The organism is Paraburkholderia phytofirmans OLGA172 (genome assembly GCF_001634365.1).
GTDB lineage: Bacteria > Pseudomonadota > Gammaproteobacteria > Burkholderiales > Burkholderiaceae > Paraburkholderia.
In genome coordinates this window covers 3,020,352-3,037,209 of sequence record NZ_CP014578.1, presented here as the reverse complement: position 1 = coordinate 3,037,209, position 16,858 = coordinate 3,020,352, and the positions used below count along the sequence as shown (strand labels likewise).

Sequence of the window (16,858 nt, the reverse complement as noted above, 5' to 3'; positions counted from 1 at the left end):
CGCAATGGTTTGAGTGGTTCGCGCCGGGCGGAACCCACGCCCGGCGGCCCTGCTAACGCCTGCTCGCTGTGCGTTGCGCTGTCCGGCCACGGCTGGGCGGCACGGGCGGAGGGCGGATGCGGGCATGGTGGTGCGGGTTTGCGTTGGGGGTGATCGGGCTGCAGCGGCAGGCGGCGTTGCCGGATTGGCGTGGGTGGTGTGCGCTGGTACTGGTCGGGTGCGTTGCGATTCTTATCGCGGCGTGGGGATTGCGCCGCGGCGCTTCGGGCGAATGGAGCGGCGGCTCTTCAGGCGAAGGGTGTCGCTGTGCTTCGAGCGAAGGGGGCCGCGATACTTCTGGCGCATTGCGCCGCGGCGCTCCAGTCGTCGCGAACGCGCATGAGGCAGTTGCAAATTCGCGCATATGCCGCGGCTTGTCCAGCGCGCGCTTGCGTTCGGGCGTCGGCTGGGGCGCGGTGTGGATTGCGGCCATATGCGTGGGCTTTGGCTACGCTGCCTGGCGCGCGGAAATCCGGCTCGCGGTGAGCTTGCCGAGCGCTTGGGAAGGCCGCGATATCGACGTCGTCGGCAGCATCAAGGGGCTGCCGTCACGCGACGACAAGGGCGCGCGCTTCCACTTCGAAGTCGAGTCGGCGGATGCGCCGATCGCCGCTTTTCCACGCGTGATCCAGCTCTCGTGGATCGCCGAAGATGCGCCTGCGCCGTTGCTCGAACCGGGCGCGCGCTGGCGTCTGACCGTGCGGCTCAAACGCCCGCATGGCAATGCGAACTTTGGCGTGCGCGATGCCGAAGCCAGTTTGCTGGCGCGCAATGTACGCGCCACCGGCTACGTGAGCGCCCCGGCTCACGCATTGCGTCTACCTGGCAACGCGCGTGGCGTCAGCGTGACGGTCGATCGCTGGCGCGCCGCGCTGCGCGCGCGCATCGACACGGTGCTCGCCGACGCACCGCACCGTGGGATTGTGGTGGCGCTCGCCATCGGCGCGCAGGACGAAGTCAGCGCGGCCGACTGGCTGCTGATGCGCGGCACCGGCACGAGTCATCTGGTGGCGATTTCGGGCTTGCACATTGGCTTTGTCGCGGGCCTTGCGGCGTGGCTCGCTGGGGCGGTGTGGCGGCGCTCCGGATTCATCGGCCGCAACTGGCCGTTGCTGCTGCCCGCGCAGGTCGTCGCGGTGACCTGCGGCGCGTTGTTCGCGGGGCTGCATGCGGCGTTGGCCGGTTTCAACGTGCCGGCGCAGCGCGCGCTATGGATGGCGAGTGTGGTGGCCCTCGCGTTTATCAGCGGGCGCAACGTCGCGCGATCGGTGGTGCTGGCGTGGGCGTTGGGGTTGGTGCTGCTGATCGATCCGTGGGCGGTGGTGGCGGCGGGATTCTGGCTGTCGTTCTGCGCGGTGGCGGCGATTCTGTTCGCGATGTCGGGACGGCCCCGTGTGCAGGATCATGAGCAGCGCCGCGACGAAGAGGGTGAGGGCGGCGTGACGCCGACAAGGCTCTCGCGCTTGTGGTCCGGCCTATGCCGCCGCGCTCGCGCTTTCGGAGAACGCGTGCGCAGCGCCGCGCATGTGCAGTTCGCGGTGACCGTCGCGCTTGCGCCGCTCACCGCTTATTGGTTCGCGCAGATTCCGTTGATCGGCCCGCTCGCGAATGCCTTCGCGATTCCGTGGGTGAGTCTGCTGGTGACGCCGGCGGTTTTGGCGGGCGTCGCGTTGCCCGCGCCACTCGATGTCTACGCCTTGCGCGCCGCGCATACCTTGCTCGACCTGCTGGCCGCGGGCTTGCAGATGCTGTCCGGTCCGGCATGGACGCTCTGGCGCTTGCCGCAGCCGGACGCGTGGACGCTCGCCGCCGCCGCGGTCGGCGTTCTGTGGTGTCTGGCGCCGCGCGGCTGGCCGCTGCGCTGGGCCGCGCCGCTCACGTGGCTGCCGCTGCTGATGCCGGCGCCGCCCGGGCCGCCACATGGCAGCTTCCGTCTAACGGCGCTGGATATCGGTCAAGGCACCTCGGTGCTGGTCGAAACGGCGCATCACACGCTGCTGTTCGATAGCGGACCGGGGCCGGAATCGACGCATGCGGGCGAACGGGTGGTCGTGCCGTTTTTGCAGGCGCACGGCGTCACGGCGCTCGATACGCTGATCATCAGCCACGCCGATTCCGACCACTCGGGCGGCGCGCCGGCTGTGCTGGACGCGATCGAGGTGCGTCAAATGGTGGCGGCATTGGCGCCCGCGAATCCGCTATGGTCGAACGCAAAGCAACGCGGCGCGGACACGCTGCCCTGCGCGGCGGGGCAGCGCTGGCAGTGGGACGGCGTCGAGTTCGAGATGCTCTGGCCGGATGCCGGGCCGTTGCAAGGCAAACCGAATGCGCATTGCTGCGTGTTGCGGGTGAGTACGATGCCTGCAGCGGTGAGGCCGTCTGCCATGGCGAGCCCGCCGGCCGGGGTGAGCCTGTCACTCGCGCAAGGCAGGGCGGCTGCAGGGAGCATGCCGGCCGGAAGGGATCAAACGGCGCCCTTACGCATGGCGGCCCTGCTGGCGGCAGATATCGAAGCGCCGGTCGAACGCATCCTGCTCGCGCGCGATCGCGACGCGTTGCGCGCCCAGGTGCTGGTCGTGCCGCATCATGGGAGCAAGACCTCGTCGACCGAGCCGTTCCTCGACTCTATCGACCCGCTCGTCGCGCTATTTCAGGTAGGCTATCGCAACCGATTTCATCATCCGAACGCGGGTGTGTTCGAGCGTTACGAGGCGCGGCACATCGAGCTTGCACGCAGCGATGCGGACGGCGCGGTAAGGGTCGACGTGAACCCGGATTTCGACCCGGGTCTCAGCTTGGGCATCGAGCCCGAGGCAAGCGTGGGAAGCAGTGCGGGAGCCGGTCCGGGAAGTGACCCGAGAAGCGGTCCGGGAGGCGGTCCGCGAGGCAACTCAGGAAGCGGCCCGGGCCTGAACGGCGCCGCACTGATGCTCGAACGCTATCGCGACACGCAGCGCCGCTACTGGATGGATCGCTGATGGATTGCCGGCCGCACAGATAGAACAAATGCGCCGCTAGCCTCGGAGGCTGCACGAAAAGTCAGGTCCGAAGCTCGCGCGCTAAAACAGAACGGAGATAGCCGCAGTTGAAAAACATCATCCACTTCTCGCATGCGAACGGGTTTCCGGCGTCGACCTACCGGACGATCTTCGCCGAACTCGCCGACGACTATGAACTGCGCTCCATCGAGCGCATCGGTCACGACGCGCGTTATCCGGTCACGCAGGACTGGCCGCATCTGGTCGAGCAGTTGCTCGATGACATCAGCCGCTCGTACGAGCAACCGGTATGGCTGGTTGGCCATTCGCTCGGCGGCTATCTGTCGCTGATGGCCGCGCTGAAAAAGCCGCAATGGGTGAGGGGCGTGGTGATGCTCGATTCGCCTGTGATCGCCGGTTGGCGCAGCAGCATGCTGCGGGTATCGCAATGGACCGGGCTCGACGAACGCCTGTCGCCGGCGGCCGCCACCCGCACGCGCCGCACGCAGTGGGCAAGCCGCGACGAGGCGTGGCGGCACTTTCATTCGAAGCCGGCGTTCGCACGCTGGGACGAACGCATGCTGTCCGACTATATCGACTTTGGCATCCCGCAGAGTTCGTCCGACGGCGGCCGATCGCTCGCTTTCGACCGGCGCACCGAGTATCAGATTTATAAGACTTTGCCGCATACGCTTGGGCCCCGCCTCGCGCGCGGCGCCCCGGTGCCGGTGGGCTTCATCGCCGGCACGCATTCAAAGGAGGTGCGCCAGGCAGGTCTGGACGCTACCCGCCGCGCGACAGGCGGTCATGTGGAATGGATTGAAGGCAGCCATTTGTATCCGATGGAAAAACCGCTCGAAACCGCGCGCGCGGTGCAGCGGATGTTGCGCGAACTGGAGCGGGGGGCGTAGGGCCGCGCGCTGCGCGGCGCGCGCCTTCACCGGCGTGGCGGCCTGCTTATAGGAGGTGCCGCGGCGGTCGCGCTGGCGGCGCGCCCCGCTCATGCGGCTGGTCACCGCCGCGATAAACGGTGCATGATCGGCGACCGGCAATTGCCATTGCCGCGGCACACTTTCGTACCGCTGTCGCCAGGATTTTGCTGGGTTGAGACCCTGCTTTACGGTATAATCCGTTTTTCCCGCGAGCATCCAGCGATGACCAAATATGTTTTCGTCACCGGCGGCGTAGTATCTTCCCTCGGCAAGGGTATTGCCGCCGCTTCCCTCGCCGCGATCCTCGAATCGCGCGGTCTTAAAGTCACCCTCCTCAAGCTCGATCCCTACATCAACGTCGACCCCGGCACGATGAGTCCGTTTCAACACGGCGAAGTGTTCGTGACGGAAGACGGAGCGGAGACTGACCTCGACCTTGGCCACTATGAGCGCTTCATCAGCACGAAGATGCGCAAGGCCAATAACTTCACCACGGGCCAGATTTACGAATCGGTGATCCGCAAGGAACGTCGCGGCGATTATCTGGGCAAGACGGTGCAGGTCATCCCGCACATTACCAACGAAATCCAGGCGTTCATCGAACGCGGCGCGGCTTCCGCGACGTGCGGTGAGCCGGATGTCGCCATCGTCGAAGTGGGCGGCACCGTAGGCGACATCGAATCGCTGCCGTTCCTCGAGGCCGCACGTCAGATGAGCCTGCGCATGGGCCGCAACAGCGCGTGCTTCGTGCACCTCACGCTGGTGCCCTGGGTCGCGACCGCAGGCGAGCTGAAAACCAAGCCTACCCAGCACAGCGTGCAGAAGCTGCGTGAAATCGGCATCTCGCCGCACGTGCTGCTGTGCCGCGCCGACCGCCGCATTCCAGACGACGAGCGCGCGAAGATTTCGATGTTCTCGAACGTGCCGGAAGACGCGGTGATTTCCGTGTGGGACGCCGACAGCATCTACAAGATTCCGCAGATGCTGCACGATCAGGGTCTGGACGCGATCATCTGCGAAGAGCTCAAGCTCACGCCGAAGCCGGCCGATCTGTCGATGTGGTCGAATCTCGTCGAAAAACTCGAGCATCCGAAGCACGAAGTCACGATCGGCATGGTCGGCAAGTATGTCGATCTGACCGAGTCGTACAAGTCGCTGATCGAAGCGCTGCGTCATGCGTCGATGCATACGTCGACCAAGGTCAACATCGAATATATCGATTCGGAAGAGGTCGAGACGCAGGGCGTCGAGAGCCTCAAGCATCTGGATGCCGTGCTCGTGCCGGGCGGCTTCGGCCGTCGCGGCACCGAAGGCAAGATCGCCGCGATCCGCTATGCGCGCGAAGCGAAGGTGCCGTATCTCGGCATCTGCCTCGGCATGCAACTGGCCGTGATCGAATTCGCCCGCGACGTGGTCGGCCTGAAAGATGCGAACAGCACCGAGTTCGATCAGGACACCGAGAACCGCGTGGTCGCACTGATCACCGAGTGGTACGACCGTGAAGGCAAGGTCGAGAAGCGCACCGAAGAATCGGATCTGGGCGGCACGATGCGCCTCGGTTCGCAACGTTGCCCGATCAAGCCCGGCACGATGGCCGAAGAGATCTATGGCAAGGATGTGAACGAACGCCATCGTCACCGTTATGAAGTCAATAACCGCTTCGTGCCCCAGCTCGAAGCCGGCGGCCTTATCATCAGCGCCCGTACCCCGAGTGAGGACCTGCCGGAAATGATGGAATTGCCGCGCAGCATGCACCCGTGGTTCGTCGGCGTGCAGTTCCACCCGGAATTCACGTCCACGCCGCGTGACGGCCATCCGCTGTTCACGTCGTTCGTCGAGGCGGCGCTCGCCCATCATGAGCAGCTATCGGGTGTTGAGGAGAAAGCATGAAACTGGGCGATTTCGAAATCGGGCTCGACAAGCCTTTTTTCCTGATCGCGGGCACCTGTGTCGTCGAATCGGAACAGATGACCATCGACACGGCAGGCCGGCTGAAGGAAATTTGTGCGAAGCTGAACATTCCGTTCATCTACAAATCGTCGTACGACAAGGCTAACCGCAGCAGCGGCAAGTCGTTCCGCGGTCTGGGCATGGACGAAGGTTTGCGCATTCTATCGGAAGTGAAGCGTCAGCTCGGTTTGCCGGTGCTGACCGATGTCCACGCCGAGCACGAGATCGAGCAGGTTGCGTCGGTGGTCGACGTCCTGCAAACGCCTGCTTTCCTGTGCCGTCAAACCGACTTCATCCACGCTTGCGCGCGCTCGGGCAAACCGGTCAACATCAAGAAAGGCCAGTTTCTCGCACCGCACGACATGAAGAACGTGATCGACAAGGCGCGTGATGCGGCGCGTGAAGCCGGTCTTTCGGAAGACCGCTTCATGGCGTGCGAACGCGGCGTGTCGTTCGGCTATAACAACCTCGTGTCGGACATGCGTTCGCTTGCGATCATGCGCGAAACCAACGCGCCGGTCGTGTTCGATGCCACCCACTCGGTGCAGTTGCCGGGCGGGCAGGGCACGAGTTCGGGCGGTCAGCGCGAATTCGTGCCGGTGCTGGCGCGCGCCGCGGTTGCCGTCGGCGTGTCGGGTCTCTTCATGGAAACCCATCCGAAACCTTCGGAAGCCAAGTCGGACGGCCCGAACGCGGTGCCGTTGCATCGCATGGCCGATCTGCTCGAAACGCTTGTTACGCTCGATCAGGCCGTCAAGCGCGCGCCGTTCCTCGAAAGCGATTTCAACTGATTCAGGCATTCGCGGCGTGTCACGCCTGGTCCGCATAATCGGCTCAGTCGGTAGCATCGGCGCGCGGCGAATGCACGCAATGGTCGTCGAAAGCATCGGGGTGCGTAGTGTGCTGGGGAGACCGGTGCTCTGCATGGGACCGGAGCAAGTGCTAAAGCACTAACTCCGGATCGACATAAGCGCTAAAGCGCTAACTCCGGATCGACCCGGCCGGTGCAGTTTCACAGTAAAGAATTCAACGTCATTTCTTGAGGAAACCATGAGTGCTATCGTAGATATCATCGGTCGAGAGATTCTCGATTCGCGAGGCAACCCCACCGTCGAATGCGACGTGCTGCTCGAGTCGGGCACGATGGGCCGCGCTGCGGTGCCGTCGGGTGCGTCGACGGGTTCGCGCGAAGCGATCGAACTGCGCGACGGCGAAGCCGGCCGTTACGGCGGCAAGGGCGTGCTGAAGGCTGTCGAGCACATCAACACTGAAATCTCCGAAGCGATCATGGGCCTCGACGCTTCCGAGCAGGCTTTCCTCGACAAGACCCTGCTGGAACTCGACGGCACGGACAACAAGTCGCGCCTCGGCGCGAACGCGATGCTGGCCGTTTCGATGGCTGTCGCGAAGGCCGCCGCTGAAGAAGCCGGCCTGCCGCTGTACCGCTACTTCGGTGGCTCGGGCGCGATGCAACTGCCGGTGCCGATGATGAACATCGTCAACGGCGGCGCGCACGCGAACAACAGCCTGGACATCCAGGAATTCATGATCGTGCCGGTCAGCCAGCCGACCTTCCGCGAAGCACTGCGCTGCGGCGCCGAAGTGTTCCACGCGCTGAAGAAGATCCTGTCGGACCGTGGCATGAGCACGGCCGTGGGCGACGAAGGCGGCTTCGCGCCGAACTTCGGCAGCAACGACGAATGCCTGTCGACCATCCTGCAAGCCATCGAAAAGGCTGGCTACCGCGCCGGTGAAGACGTGCTGCTCGCGCTCGACTGCGCAGCAAGCGAGTTCTACCACGACGGCAAGTACCAGTTGGCTGGCGAAGGCCTGCAACTATCGTCGACCGAGTTTGCCGACTACCTGGCGAACCTGGCTGACAAGTTCCCGATCGTCTCGATCGAAGACGGCATGCACGAAAGCGACTGGGCCGGCTGGAAGATCCTCACCGACAAGCTCGGCAAGAAGGTCCAACTGGTGGGCGACGATCTGTTCGTCACCAACACGCGCATCCTGAAGGAAGGCATCGAGAAGGGCATTGCCAACTCGATCCTGATCAAGATCAACCAGATCGGTACGCTCACGGAAACCTTCGCGGCGATCGAAATGGCGAAGCGCGCCGGCTACACGGCTGTGATCTCGCACCGCTCGGGTGAAACCGAAGATTCGACGATTGCGGATATCGCAGTCGGCCTGAACGCCGGTCAGATCAAGACGGGTTCGCTGTCGCGTTCGGACCGCATCTCGAAGTACAACCAGTTGCTGCGCATCGAAGAAGACCTCGGCGATATCGCCAGCTACCCGGGCAAGTCGGCGTTCTACAATCTGCGCTAATGGCTTGTTTGCTAGCGCCGACCGATGAGCCGGTTATCCTTCGTTTTTGATTGACCCCGCCGCCCTGCGTATAGCGCAGGGCGGCGTGTATTTATTGTGCTTACTTCATGCGGCTCGTTACTGCTGTCCTGATCGTTCTGCTGGCGCTGATCCAGTACCCGCTCTGGTGGGGGCACGGCGGCTGGTTACGCGTGCATGAGTTGCAGCAGCAGCTGGCGCAGCAACTGCAGAAGAACACTGATTCGAAGCTGCGTAACGAGCGGATCCAGGGCGAAGTCCAGGATTTGCAGAGCGGCACGGCAGCCGTGGAAGAGCGTGCGCGTTACGAAATGGGCATGGTGAAAGACGGCGAAGTTTTCGTACAGTTCGTCTCGCCGAATGCGCCGTTGCCGACCGCGAACACGCCTTCGGTCACCACGTCTACGCGCGGTGAGGTGTCGGCGGCGCCGCTGCATGTGGTGCCGAATCCGGAGTCGCGCGCGAAGCCGGATCGCAAGCATGGCGGGAAGGCGGCGAAAGACAAGAAGCCCACGCACTGAGTTAAATCAGGCGGTTTGAGCGCGCGGACGAACGCGAAACCAGCCGCGGGAACGAACGTAAAAGTGCTCAGGAAGACGAAAAAGGCGCGGTGAAAACCGCGCCTCTTTCGTTGGGCTTGCGATGCGTGCATCTCTGCCGAACCGCTATGCCGATTGTCCAGGAGCGCTTGTTTCGGCTTACCAGCCCCAGTACGGTGAGTAGCCTACGCCAACACCCGTACCCCAGCCGTGCCCCCAACCGCCACCGTAATAACTGCCGTACACGCTGACAGGCGGCGAGTAATAACGTGAATACGCCTGAGCGGCGTTTTCCGCGGCAATGGCCTGGTTCTGATCGGACAGCACCTGACGGTCGATCGCATCATAGCGTTCGCGTTCTTCCGGCGTGAGCGGCCGGGCGGTGCTGGCCATGCCGGACTGGTCGGCCGGCAGGCGGCTATAAATCGGCGATGGGCCCGGCGGGTCCATTACGCAGCCCGTAAGCGCAGCGCTGCTCGCGACGACGGTCAGCACGGCGAACGAGCGCATGCAATGCTTTAGCGAAGTAGGGATGTTCATTTTGATCTCCATCGGTCGGATCCCTAAGCAAACCATGCGCAGCGCGCACCGCCCACGATCCAACGCAACGATCGACGATAACGCGTCGCCCGAGCCCTGGTAAAGCAGCAGGCGACGCGTCATTTTACTGCCGCAACACCAGGCGTAACGGGCCGCCGGGGGGCGCTAGGGCCGCCGCCTGGCCGTTTCAGTGTCGCTGGTCGGCCGCTGGCGTCACTGCTTGTGAGAGCGCATTGGCGACAAAAAGTTGCGCCACGTCGACCGGATCGAATTCGTACCGTTGGTTACAAAATTCGCAATGAATCTCGACGTGACCGCGCTCTTCGATCACACCGTCCACTTCCTCCCGGCCCAGCATCTTCAGCATGGCGCCGACTTTTTCGCGCGAACAGCTGCATTCGAAGCGCGTCGTGGCCGGTTCGAAATGCTGCACGTTCTCCTGCCAGAACAGACGGCGGAAAATCGTGGCCGGTTCTTCCTTCAGCAACTCGTCTTGCGACATCGTGCCGCCCAGCGTGCAGACGCGCTCCCACGTGTCCGCATCCAGAGCGCCCGGGTGCGGGACAATGCCGCCGTCGCCCGGCAGCTTTTGCAGCAGCATGCCGACTGCGCGTTCGGTGTTCGCCGCGAGCCACAGGCGCGTGTCGAGCTGCTCCGAGTGGTGCATGTAGTGCTCGAGCACTTCGGACATCGACTTGAGCGGGCCGTCCACACCCGACAGCGGCACGATACTTTGATACGGTTGCTGGCCGGGCTGCTTGTCGCGCGGGTCGAGCGTGATCACGCAACGGCCATGGCCGCTCGCGTTGACCAGGTCGATCATGGTCGTGTCGTCGCCGATCGTATTGCCCGCTTCGCCGGAGAGCTTGGCGGTGGCGCGCATCGACAGGTCGGAGCTGCACTGCACCACCAGCATCTTGGCCGGGCCGTCCCCGAAAATCTGCATGACGAGCGTGCCGTCGAACTTGAGGTTCGCCGAAAGCAGCGCGCACGCGGCCATCATCTCGCCCAGAATCGTCCGCACGGGCGCCGGATAGTCCCGGCGCGTCAGCACTTCCTGCCACGTATTGCGCAGCGAAACGATCTCGCCGCGCACCGGCGCCGCGCTGAACATGAATTTTTGCAACTGGTCGCTCACAACTTTTCCTCGGTCGAATGACGCAGCCTGATGCTGCGCCGTGCGCGCCGCACGCGCCGGCTGATTAGCCGATGCGCACGAGCTGCGCCTTGAAATATTCGCGGCGCTCGGCATAGCTTGCCGTGCCGCGCTGCATATTGGCGATATCCGTCCCGGTCAGTTCGCGCACCACTTTGGCGGGCGCGCCGAGAATCAGCGAATTGTCGGGAAACACTTTGCCTTCAGTGACGATGGCGCCCGCTCCGACCAGACAGTTGCGGCCGATTACCGCACCATTCAAGACCACGGCCTGAATTCCGATCAGCGAACCCTCCTTGATCGTGCAGCCGTGCAGCATGACCTGGTGGCCGATCGTCACATTCGGCTCGATCGTCAGCGGGAAGCCCGGGTCGGTGTGCAGCACCGCGTTTTCCTGCACATTGCTGCCCGCGCCGAGGGTGATCGGCTCGTTGTCGCCGCGAAGCGTCGCGCCGAACCAGACGCTCGAATTTTCCTCGAGCGTCACATTGCCGATAATGTTCGCCGAATCCGCGACGAACACGCTTTCATGGATGGTCGGGGCGGCTTCGCCAAGCTTATAAATTGTCACGGTGTCTCCTCTTGATCGGTCGCTATGCGCTGCGCTGGCCGGCTGGGGCGGTAAGACGGCTTGCAGATCGGGCTGTAAAGCGGGGTTGCAAAACGCCTGAAGACAGCCTGATGGCCGCGATTGCCCTGCCGGCCCCGCGCAATAGGCACACGAGATGGTCGAATCTAGTATTGTAAACGGTTGTGTGGTTAGGCCGCTTGCCGGTGCCGCAAGCTGTCCGGCGCGCAGCCTTGGCGAACGCCGCGCCTTCCGTCTTGCCTCTTGCCTTGCCCATTGCCAATCTGGTTGCCATGAATTCCGCTGCTCCGTCTATTTCGTCCGCTGCGCCGGTATCGAATCCTGAGAATTGTTCGAATCGCGCGAATTGCGGGCGCACCGCGGCGCTGGCCGCATTGCGCGAAGCCGACCCGGCAGGCAAGGCAACCGCGGTCCGCGAGTTGTATGCCGCGGTGCTCGACGGCAGCCTTGCATCCCATGCAGACCTCGAACTCGCCGAGCCGGCAGACCTGCCGGGCCGTCCCGCGCGCCCGGAACTGGTCGATCCGCGCAAACTGAAGCGCCGCAGCATGCAATCGCCCGAAGGGCGAGCCGTTTTGCTGCATGCGCTTGCGCACATTGAATTCAACGCCATCAATCTCGCGCTCGACGCCGTCTGGCGTTTTGCCGGCATGCCCGTCGCGTTCTACACCGACTGGCTCAAAGTTGCCGCCGAAGAGGCGCATCATTTCTCGCTGCTCGTGGCGCGGCTTGCGGAATTCGGCCATGCCTATGGCGATTTTCCCGCACACGACGGCCTCTGGGACATGTGCGAGCGCACCCGTGCCGACGTGCTGGCGCGTATGGCGCTGGTGCCGCGCACGCTCGAAGCGCGCGGCCTCGACGCCTCGCCGCCAATCCGGGCCCGCCTGCAGCAGGCGGGCGACCAGGCATCCGCGGCGATTCTCGACGTGATCCTGCGCGACGAAATCGGTCATGTGCTGATCGGCAACCGCTGGTTCCGCCATCTGTGCGACGAAATCGGCCTCGATCCGCACGCGACCTATGCGCGCCTCGCCGACCAGTATCACGCACCGAAATTACGCGGTCCGTTCAATTTCGAAGCGCGCCGCGATGCCGGTTTCGACGAAACCGAACTGGCCGCGCTGGTCTCACTCGCCGGCCTCGAAGCCGAGCAGCCGGCCCGGCCGGCCGCTCCGACCCTGAGTGACTGAAGCCTTTTTCCATAGCCAGATCCCACGCATCGCCCGGCTATCTCGTTATAATCGAACGACCATTCTTTTTTGGGCGGCGCCGTTCATGAATACCTCCAGGTCTGAATTCATCGCCGTGCGCGGCATCCGTCTGCACGTGCGGCGCTGGGGCAATCCGGACGCGCCGATGCTGTTCATGCTGCACGGCTGGATGGACGTGGCGGCGTCGTTCCAGTTCGTCGTCGACGCATTGGGCGGCGATTGGCAGGTGATTGCCCCCGACGTGCGCGGCTTTGGCCTGTCGGACTGGCCGGTCGCCGAGCACGGCGGCGGCGACTACTGGATGCACGACTACCTCGCCGATCTCGACGCGCTGCTTGACCACTACGCACCGGCCGGCGAAGTCAATCTGGTCGGCCACAGCATGGGCGCGAACATCGTCTGCCTGTATGCGGGCGTGCGGCCGGAGCGGGTGCGGCGCGTGGTCGATCTGGAAGGCTTCGGTCTCGCGCCGGCGCACTCGGCGCAAGCGCCCAAGCGTTTGCGCACTTGGCTCGACGAGTTGCGTGAGCCGCCGCAGTTGAGGCGCTACGCTTCGCTGGACGACGTCGCGGGACGCCTGATCAAGACCAATCCGCGACTCGCTCCGCAGCGCGCGCAGTTCCTCGCACAGCATTGGTCCAGGCCGGACGGAGAAGGGCGCTTCATGCTACTCGCCGATCCGGCGCACAAACGGCGCGGGCCGACGCTGTACCGCCTCGACGAAGTGATGGCCGTGTGGCGCAAGGTCACCGCCAAAGTGCTGCACGTCGAGGCTGCTAACTCGCCCACGCTCGCCCACATCGCCCGCGAGATTCCGCTCGACGAATTCAAGGCGCGTTTCCAGGCTTTTCCGAACTGGCGTGAGAAAATCATCGACGAAGCGGGGCACATGGTGCATCACGACCAGCCGGAGCAGGTGGCCGCGCTGATCGAGGGCTTTTGCGCCTGAACCTTGCAAAAAGGTTTCGATGCAAGGTCCGCTATCGCGAGATAGCTCTGCGGGCACTTACTGCGTTGCAGTAAAATGAGTGCAGAACCTTCTCAAGACAAAGATGAACGCTGACCTCCACTGTCATTCCACCGTTTCTGACGGCCAGTTCGCGCCGGCCGATGTTGCGCGCCGTGCGCATGCGGGCGGCGTGACGCTGTGGGCGTTGACCGATCACGACGAACTGGGCGGCCAGCACGAAGCGCGCAGCACCGCAGAGGCGCTCGGCATGGGCTACGTCAGCGGCGTGGAGATCTCGGTGACATGGGCTTCGCGCACGGTGCACATCGTCGGTCTCGGCGTCGACCCGACGAGCGCTACGTTGATCGATGGCCTCGCGCGCACCCGCAACGGCCGCGCGGCGCGCGCCGAAGCAATCGGCGAACAGTTAGCCACGCTCGGCATTCCCAACGCCTACCAAGGCGCCCTGAAATACGTCTCGAACCCGGACATGATTTCGCGCACGCACTTCGCGCGCTTCATGGTCGAAAACGGCTACGCGAGCTCGACGCAAGACGTGTTCAACCGCTATCTCGGCGACGGCAAGCCCGGCTACGTGTCGCATCGCTGGGCGAAACTGGCGGACGCGGTCGGCTGGATTCAGGCGGCCGGCGGCGAGGCGATCATCGCGCACCCGGGTCGCTATGCGTACTCGCCGGTCGAATTCGATGCGTTTTTCGCTGAATTCATCGACCTTGGCGGCAAGGCGATCGAGGTGGTGACGGGTAGCCATACGCCGGATCAGTACCGCGAATACGCGGACGTCGCGCGCCGCTTCGGCTTTGAAGCCTCACGGGGTTCCGACTTCCATGCACCCGGCGAGGGCCGCATCGATCTCGGCACGCTGCCGCCGCTACCTTCCGATCTCAAGCCCGTCTGGGAACGCTGGCTGTGATCGCGCGCCGTGCCGCGGCGGCACGATCTGCGCGAACGTCCTTGTCCGAAGGGCGTGCGCTCGCCCGATCCTCCGCCCGACTTTCCATTCGAGTTTTCGTGCACCGTCACCCGTAGCCACTGTTAGCCAAAATGTCCCAATACTTTCGGCTTCACCCGGATAATCCGCAGCCGCGCCTCGTCAAGCAGGCCGTGCAGATCATCAATGACGGCGGCGTCGTCGCGCTGCCGACGGATTCCAGCTACGCGCTGGCCTGCCATCTCGACGACAAGGACGCGGTCGAGCGCTTGCGGCGGATTCGCGGGCTCGACGAGAAGGCCCTGCTGTCGCTGCTGGTGCGCGATCTGTCGGAGCTGGCGAACTTCGCGATGGTCGATAACCGACAGTACCGTCTGATCAAGTCGGTCACGCCGGGTCCTTATGTTTTCGTATTGCAGGCCACCAAGGAAGTGCCTCGGCGCCTCTCGCACCCGTCGCGCAAGACGATCGGCCTGCGGGTGCCGGATCACGTCATCACGCTGGCGATTCTCGAAGAGCTCGGCCAGCCGCTGCTCGGCTCCACGCTGATCATGCCGGGCGAAACCCAGCCGCTGAACGACCCGGAAGAAATCCGCGAGCGGCTCGAGAAGCAGTTGGACCTGGTGATCGACAGCGGCCCGTGTGTGTGCGAGCCGTCCACCGTGATCGATTTGAGCGGCGCCGAGCCGGTACTCGTGCGGGCAGGGCGCGGTTCTCTCGCGCCATTCGGTCTCGAAGAGACGGCATGAGCGAAAGCGGACAGACGCACGCAATCGCGTTGTTACAATAGCGAGTTATGGATTCTTCCCTGATACAGACCGTTGCGGTTTACGCGTTGCCGGTGATCTTCGCGATCACGCTGCATGAAGCCGCGCACGGCTACGTTGCTCGCTGGCTCGGCGACAATACCGCGTACGTGCTCGGCCGCGTCTCCATCAATCCGATGCGGCATATCGATCCGCTCGGCACGATCGCGATTCCCTTGCTGTTGTACTTCGCCACTAGCGGCGCGTTCATGTTCGGGTACGCGAAGCCCGTGCCGGTCGCTTTCGGCAATCTGCGCGATCCGCGTTGGGGCAGCCTGTGGGTCGCGGCCGCCGGGCCGGCCTGCAATTTCGTGCAGGCGCTGGTGTGGGGCCTGATCGGCGTCGCGCTCGCGGTACTGGGCGTCGACGAACCTTTCTTCACACGCATGGCGGCCGCCGGCGTCGGCGTGAACCTCGTGCTCGGCGTGCTCAACCTGTTTCCGCTGCCCCCGCTCGACGGCGGCCGCGTGCTGATGGCGCTGTTGCCGCCGCGGCAGTCAATCGCGCTGTCGCGCCTCGAGCCGTACGGCTTTTTCATCGTGATGGCGCTGGTCATGACGGGCACGCTCACGCGCTATTGGCTTAGCCCGCTCGTGACGCTCGGCTACGGTGCGATTACCGCCATTCTGACTCCACTTGTTTCGCTTTTCTAAATAACCATGTTCCCAGACCGTATCTTCTCCGGCATGCGGCCCACCGGGTCGCTGCACCTCGGCCACTATCACGGCGTGCTGAAAAACTGGGTGCGGCTGCAGTCCGAATACCCGTGTTTCTTTTGCGTGGTCGATTGGCACGCGCTGACGACGCACTACGAAACACCCGAAGTGATCGAAAAGAACGTGTGGGACGTGCTGATCGACTGGCTCGCTTCGGGCATCGATCCGGCGCAGGCTACGCTCTTCATCCAGAGCAAGGTGCCCGAGCATGCGGAACTGGCGTTGCTGCTCGGCATGAGCACGCCGCTCGGCTGGCTCGAACGCGTGCCGACCTACAAGGAGCAGCAGGAGAAGCTGAAGGACAAGGATCTGTCCACCTACGGCTTCCTCGGCTATCCGGTGCTGATGGCGGCGGACATTCTGCTGTACCGCGGCTCGCTCGTGCCGGTTGGCGAAGACCAGGTGCCGCACGTCGAAATGACCCGTGAAATCGCGCGCCGCTTCAACTACCTGTACGGCCGCGAACCGGGCTTCGAAGAGAAGGCGAACGAAGCCGCGAAGAAGCTGGGCGGCAAGCGCGCCAAGCTTTATCACGAGCTGCGCAACGCCTATCAGCAGGAAGGCGACGACGAAGCGCTCGAACAGGCGCGGGCGATGTTGCAGGAATCGCAGAGCCTGTCGATGAGCGATCGCGAGCGTCTGTTCGGCTACCTCGAAGGTTCGCGCAAGATCATTCTGGTCGAACCGCAGGCCATGCTGACGGAAGCGTCGCGCATGCCGGGTCTGGACGGCCAGAAGATGTCGAAGTCGTACGGCAACACGATCGGCCTGCGCGAAGATGCGGAAACGATCACGAAGAAGGTCCGCACCATGCCGACCGATCCGGCCCGCGTGCGCCGCACCGATCCGGGCGATCCGGACAAGTGCCCGGTGTGGCAGCTGCACCAGGTCTACACGGACGAAGCCACGCACGAGTGGGTGCAGAAGGGCTGCCGAACGGCGGGGATCGGTTGCCTCGAGTGCAAGCAGCCGGTGATCGAAGGCATTCTGCGCGAGCAGCAGCCGATGCTCGAGCGCGCGCAGAAGTACATGGACGATCCGTCGCTGTTGCGCGCGATCGTCGCCGACGGCTGCGACAAAGCCCGCAAGTACGCCACGGAAACGATGCGTGAAGTCCGCGAGGCGATGGGCCTGTCATACAACTGA

Annotated in this window: 15 protein-coding genes; 12 read left to right on the top strand and 3 right to left on the bottom strand. The window is 64.0% G+C overall.

Annotation, left to right across the window (positions count from 1 at the left end; all coding sequences use genetic code 11):
* The first annotated feature begins 116 nt into the window (after positions 1-116).
* The 6 genes from AYM40_RS13295 to ftsB all read left to right on the top strand — a co-directional run bounded on the left by AYM40_RS13295 (position 117) and on the right by ftsB (position 8,772).
* On the top strand, positions 117-3,017 hold the full coding sequence (locus AYM40_RS13295) for a DNA internalization-related competence protein ComEC/Rec2 (RefSeq protein ID WP_063496622.1): 2,901 nt from the start codon (positions 117-119) through the stop codon (positions 3,015-3,017).
* A gap of 107 nt (positions 3,018-3,124) precedes the next feature.
* Positions 3,125-3,928, top strand: coding sequence for an alpha/beta fold hydrolase (locus AYM40_RS13290; RefSeq protein ID WP_063496621.1), 804 nt, complete (start codon positions 3,125-3,127; stop codon positions 3,926-3,928).
* 243 nt (positions 3,929-4,171) lie between these two features.
* Positions 4,172-5,839 (top strand): CTP synthase, encoded by a 1,668-nt coding sequence (locus tag AYM40_RS13285; protein ID WP_063496620.1) that lies wholly within the window; start codon positions 4,172-4,174, stop codon positions 5,837-5,839.
* Entirely contained in the window at positions 5,836-6,690 is an 855-nt protein-coding gene (gene kdsA / locus AYM40_RS13280) for a 3-deoxy-8-phosphooctulonate synthase (protein WP_054038194.1), read from the top strand. Before AYM40_RS13285 ends, kdsA begins: the two co-directional genes overlap by 4 nt.
* 259 nt (positions 6,691-6,949) lie before the next feature.
* On the top strand, positions 6,950-8,233 hold the full coding sequence (gene eno, locus AYM40_RS13275; RefSeq protein WP_054038196.1) for a phosphopyruvate hydratase: 1,284 nt from the start codon (positions 6,950-6,952) through the stop codon (positions 8,231-8,233).
* Between the two features lie 107 nt (positions 8,234-8,340).
* On the top strand, positions 8,341-8,772 hold the full coding sequence (gene ftsB, locus AYM40_RS13270; protein ID WP_063496619.1) for a cell division protein FtsB: 432 nt from the start codon (positions 8,341-8,343) through the stop codon (positions 8,770-8,772).
* A gap of 177 nt (positions 8,773-8,949) precedes the next feature.
* Here ftsB and AYM40_RS13265 read toward each other — a convergent pair whose 3' ends face one another.
* The 3 genes from AYM40_RS13265 to AYM40_RS13255 all read right to left on the bottom strand — a co-directional run bounded on the left by AYM40_RS13265 (position 8,950) and on the right by AYM40_RS13255 (position 11,057).
* A complete protein-coding gene (locus AYM40_RS13265; RefSeq protein WP_063498000.1) occupies positions 8,950-9,330 on the bottom strand; it encodes a hypothetical protein in 381 nt (126 codons plus the stop codon).
* 187 nt (positions 9,331-9,517) lie between these two features.
* Positions 9,518-10,468, bottom strand: coding sequence for an Hsp33 family molecular chaperone HslO (gene hslO, locus AYM40_RS13260; RefSeq protein ID WP_063497999.1), 951 nt, complete (start codon positions 10,466-10,468; stop codon positions 9,518-9,520).
* Between the two features lie 64 nt (positions 10,469-10,532).
* Positions 10,533-11,057, bottom strand: a complete 525-nt coding sequence (locus AYM40_RS13255) for a gamma carbonic anhydrase family protein (protein ID WP_063496618.1) — start codon at positions 11,055-11,057, stop codon at positions 10,533-10,535.
* 290 nt (positions 11,058-11,347) lie between these two features.
* Here AYM40_RS13255 and AYM40_RS13250 point away from each other — a divergent pair, with 290 nt between their 5' ends.
* From AYM40_RS13250 to AYM40_RS13225, 6 genes are all read left to right on the top strand, one after another.
* On the top strand, positions 11,348-12,268 hold the full coding sequence (locus AYM40_RS13250; RefSeq protein ID WP_063497998.1) for a ferritin-like domain-containing protein: 921 nt from the start codon (positions 11,348-11,350) through the stop codon (positions 12,266-12,268).
* 85 nt (positions 12,269-12,353) lie between these two features.
* Positions 12,354-13,238, top strand: a complete 885-nt coding sequence (locus AYM40_RS13245; protein WP_063496617.1) for an alpha/beta fold hydrolase — start codon at positions 12,354-12,356, stop codon at positions 13,236-13,238.
* Positions 13,239-13,341: 103 nt separating this feature from the next.
* A complete protein-coding gene (locus tag AYM40_RS13240; RefSeq protein ID WP_063496616.1) occupies positions 13,342-14,172 on the top strand; it encodes a 3',5'-nucleoside bisphosphate phosphatase in 831 nt (276 codons plus the stop codon).
* A gap of 131 nt (positions 14,173-14,303) precedes the next feature.
* A complete protein-coding gene (locus tag AYM40_RS13235; RefSeq protein ID WP_063496615.1) occupies positions 14,304-14,939 on the top strand; it encodes an L-threonylcarbamoyladenylate synthase in 636 nt (211 codons plus the stop codon).
* 47 nt (positions 14,940-14,986) lie between these two features.
* Positions 14,987-15,649, top strand: coding sequence for a site-2 protease family protein (locus tag AYM40_RS13230; protein ID WP_063496614.1), 663 nt, complete (start codon positions 14,987-14,989; stop codon positions 15,647-15,649).
* Between the two features lie 6 nt (positions 15,650-15,655).
* Entirely contained in the window at positions 15,656-16,858 is a 1,203-nt protein-coding gene (locus tag AYM40_RS13225; RefSeq protein WP_063496613.1) for a tryptophan--tRNA ligase, read from the top strand.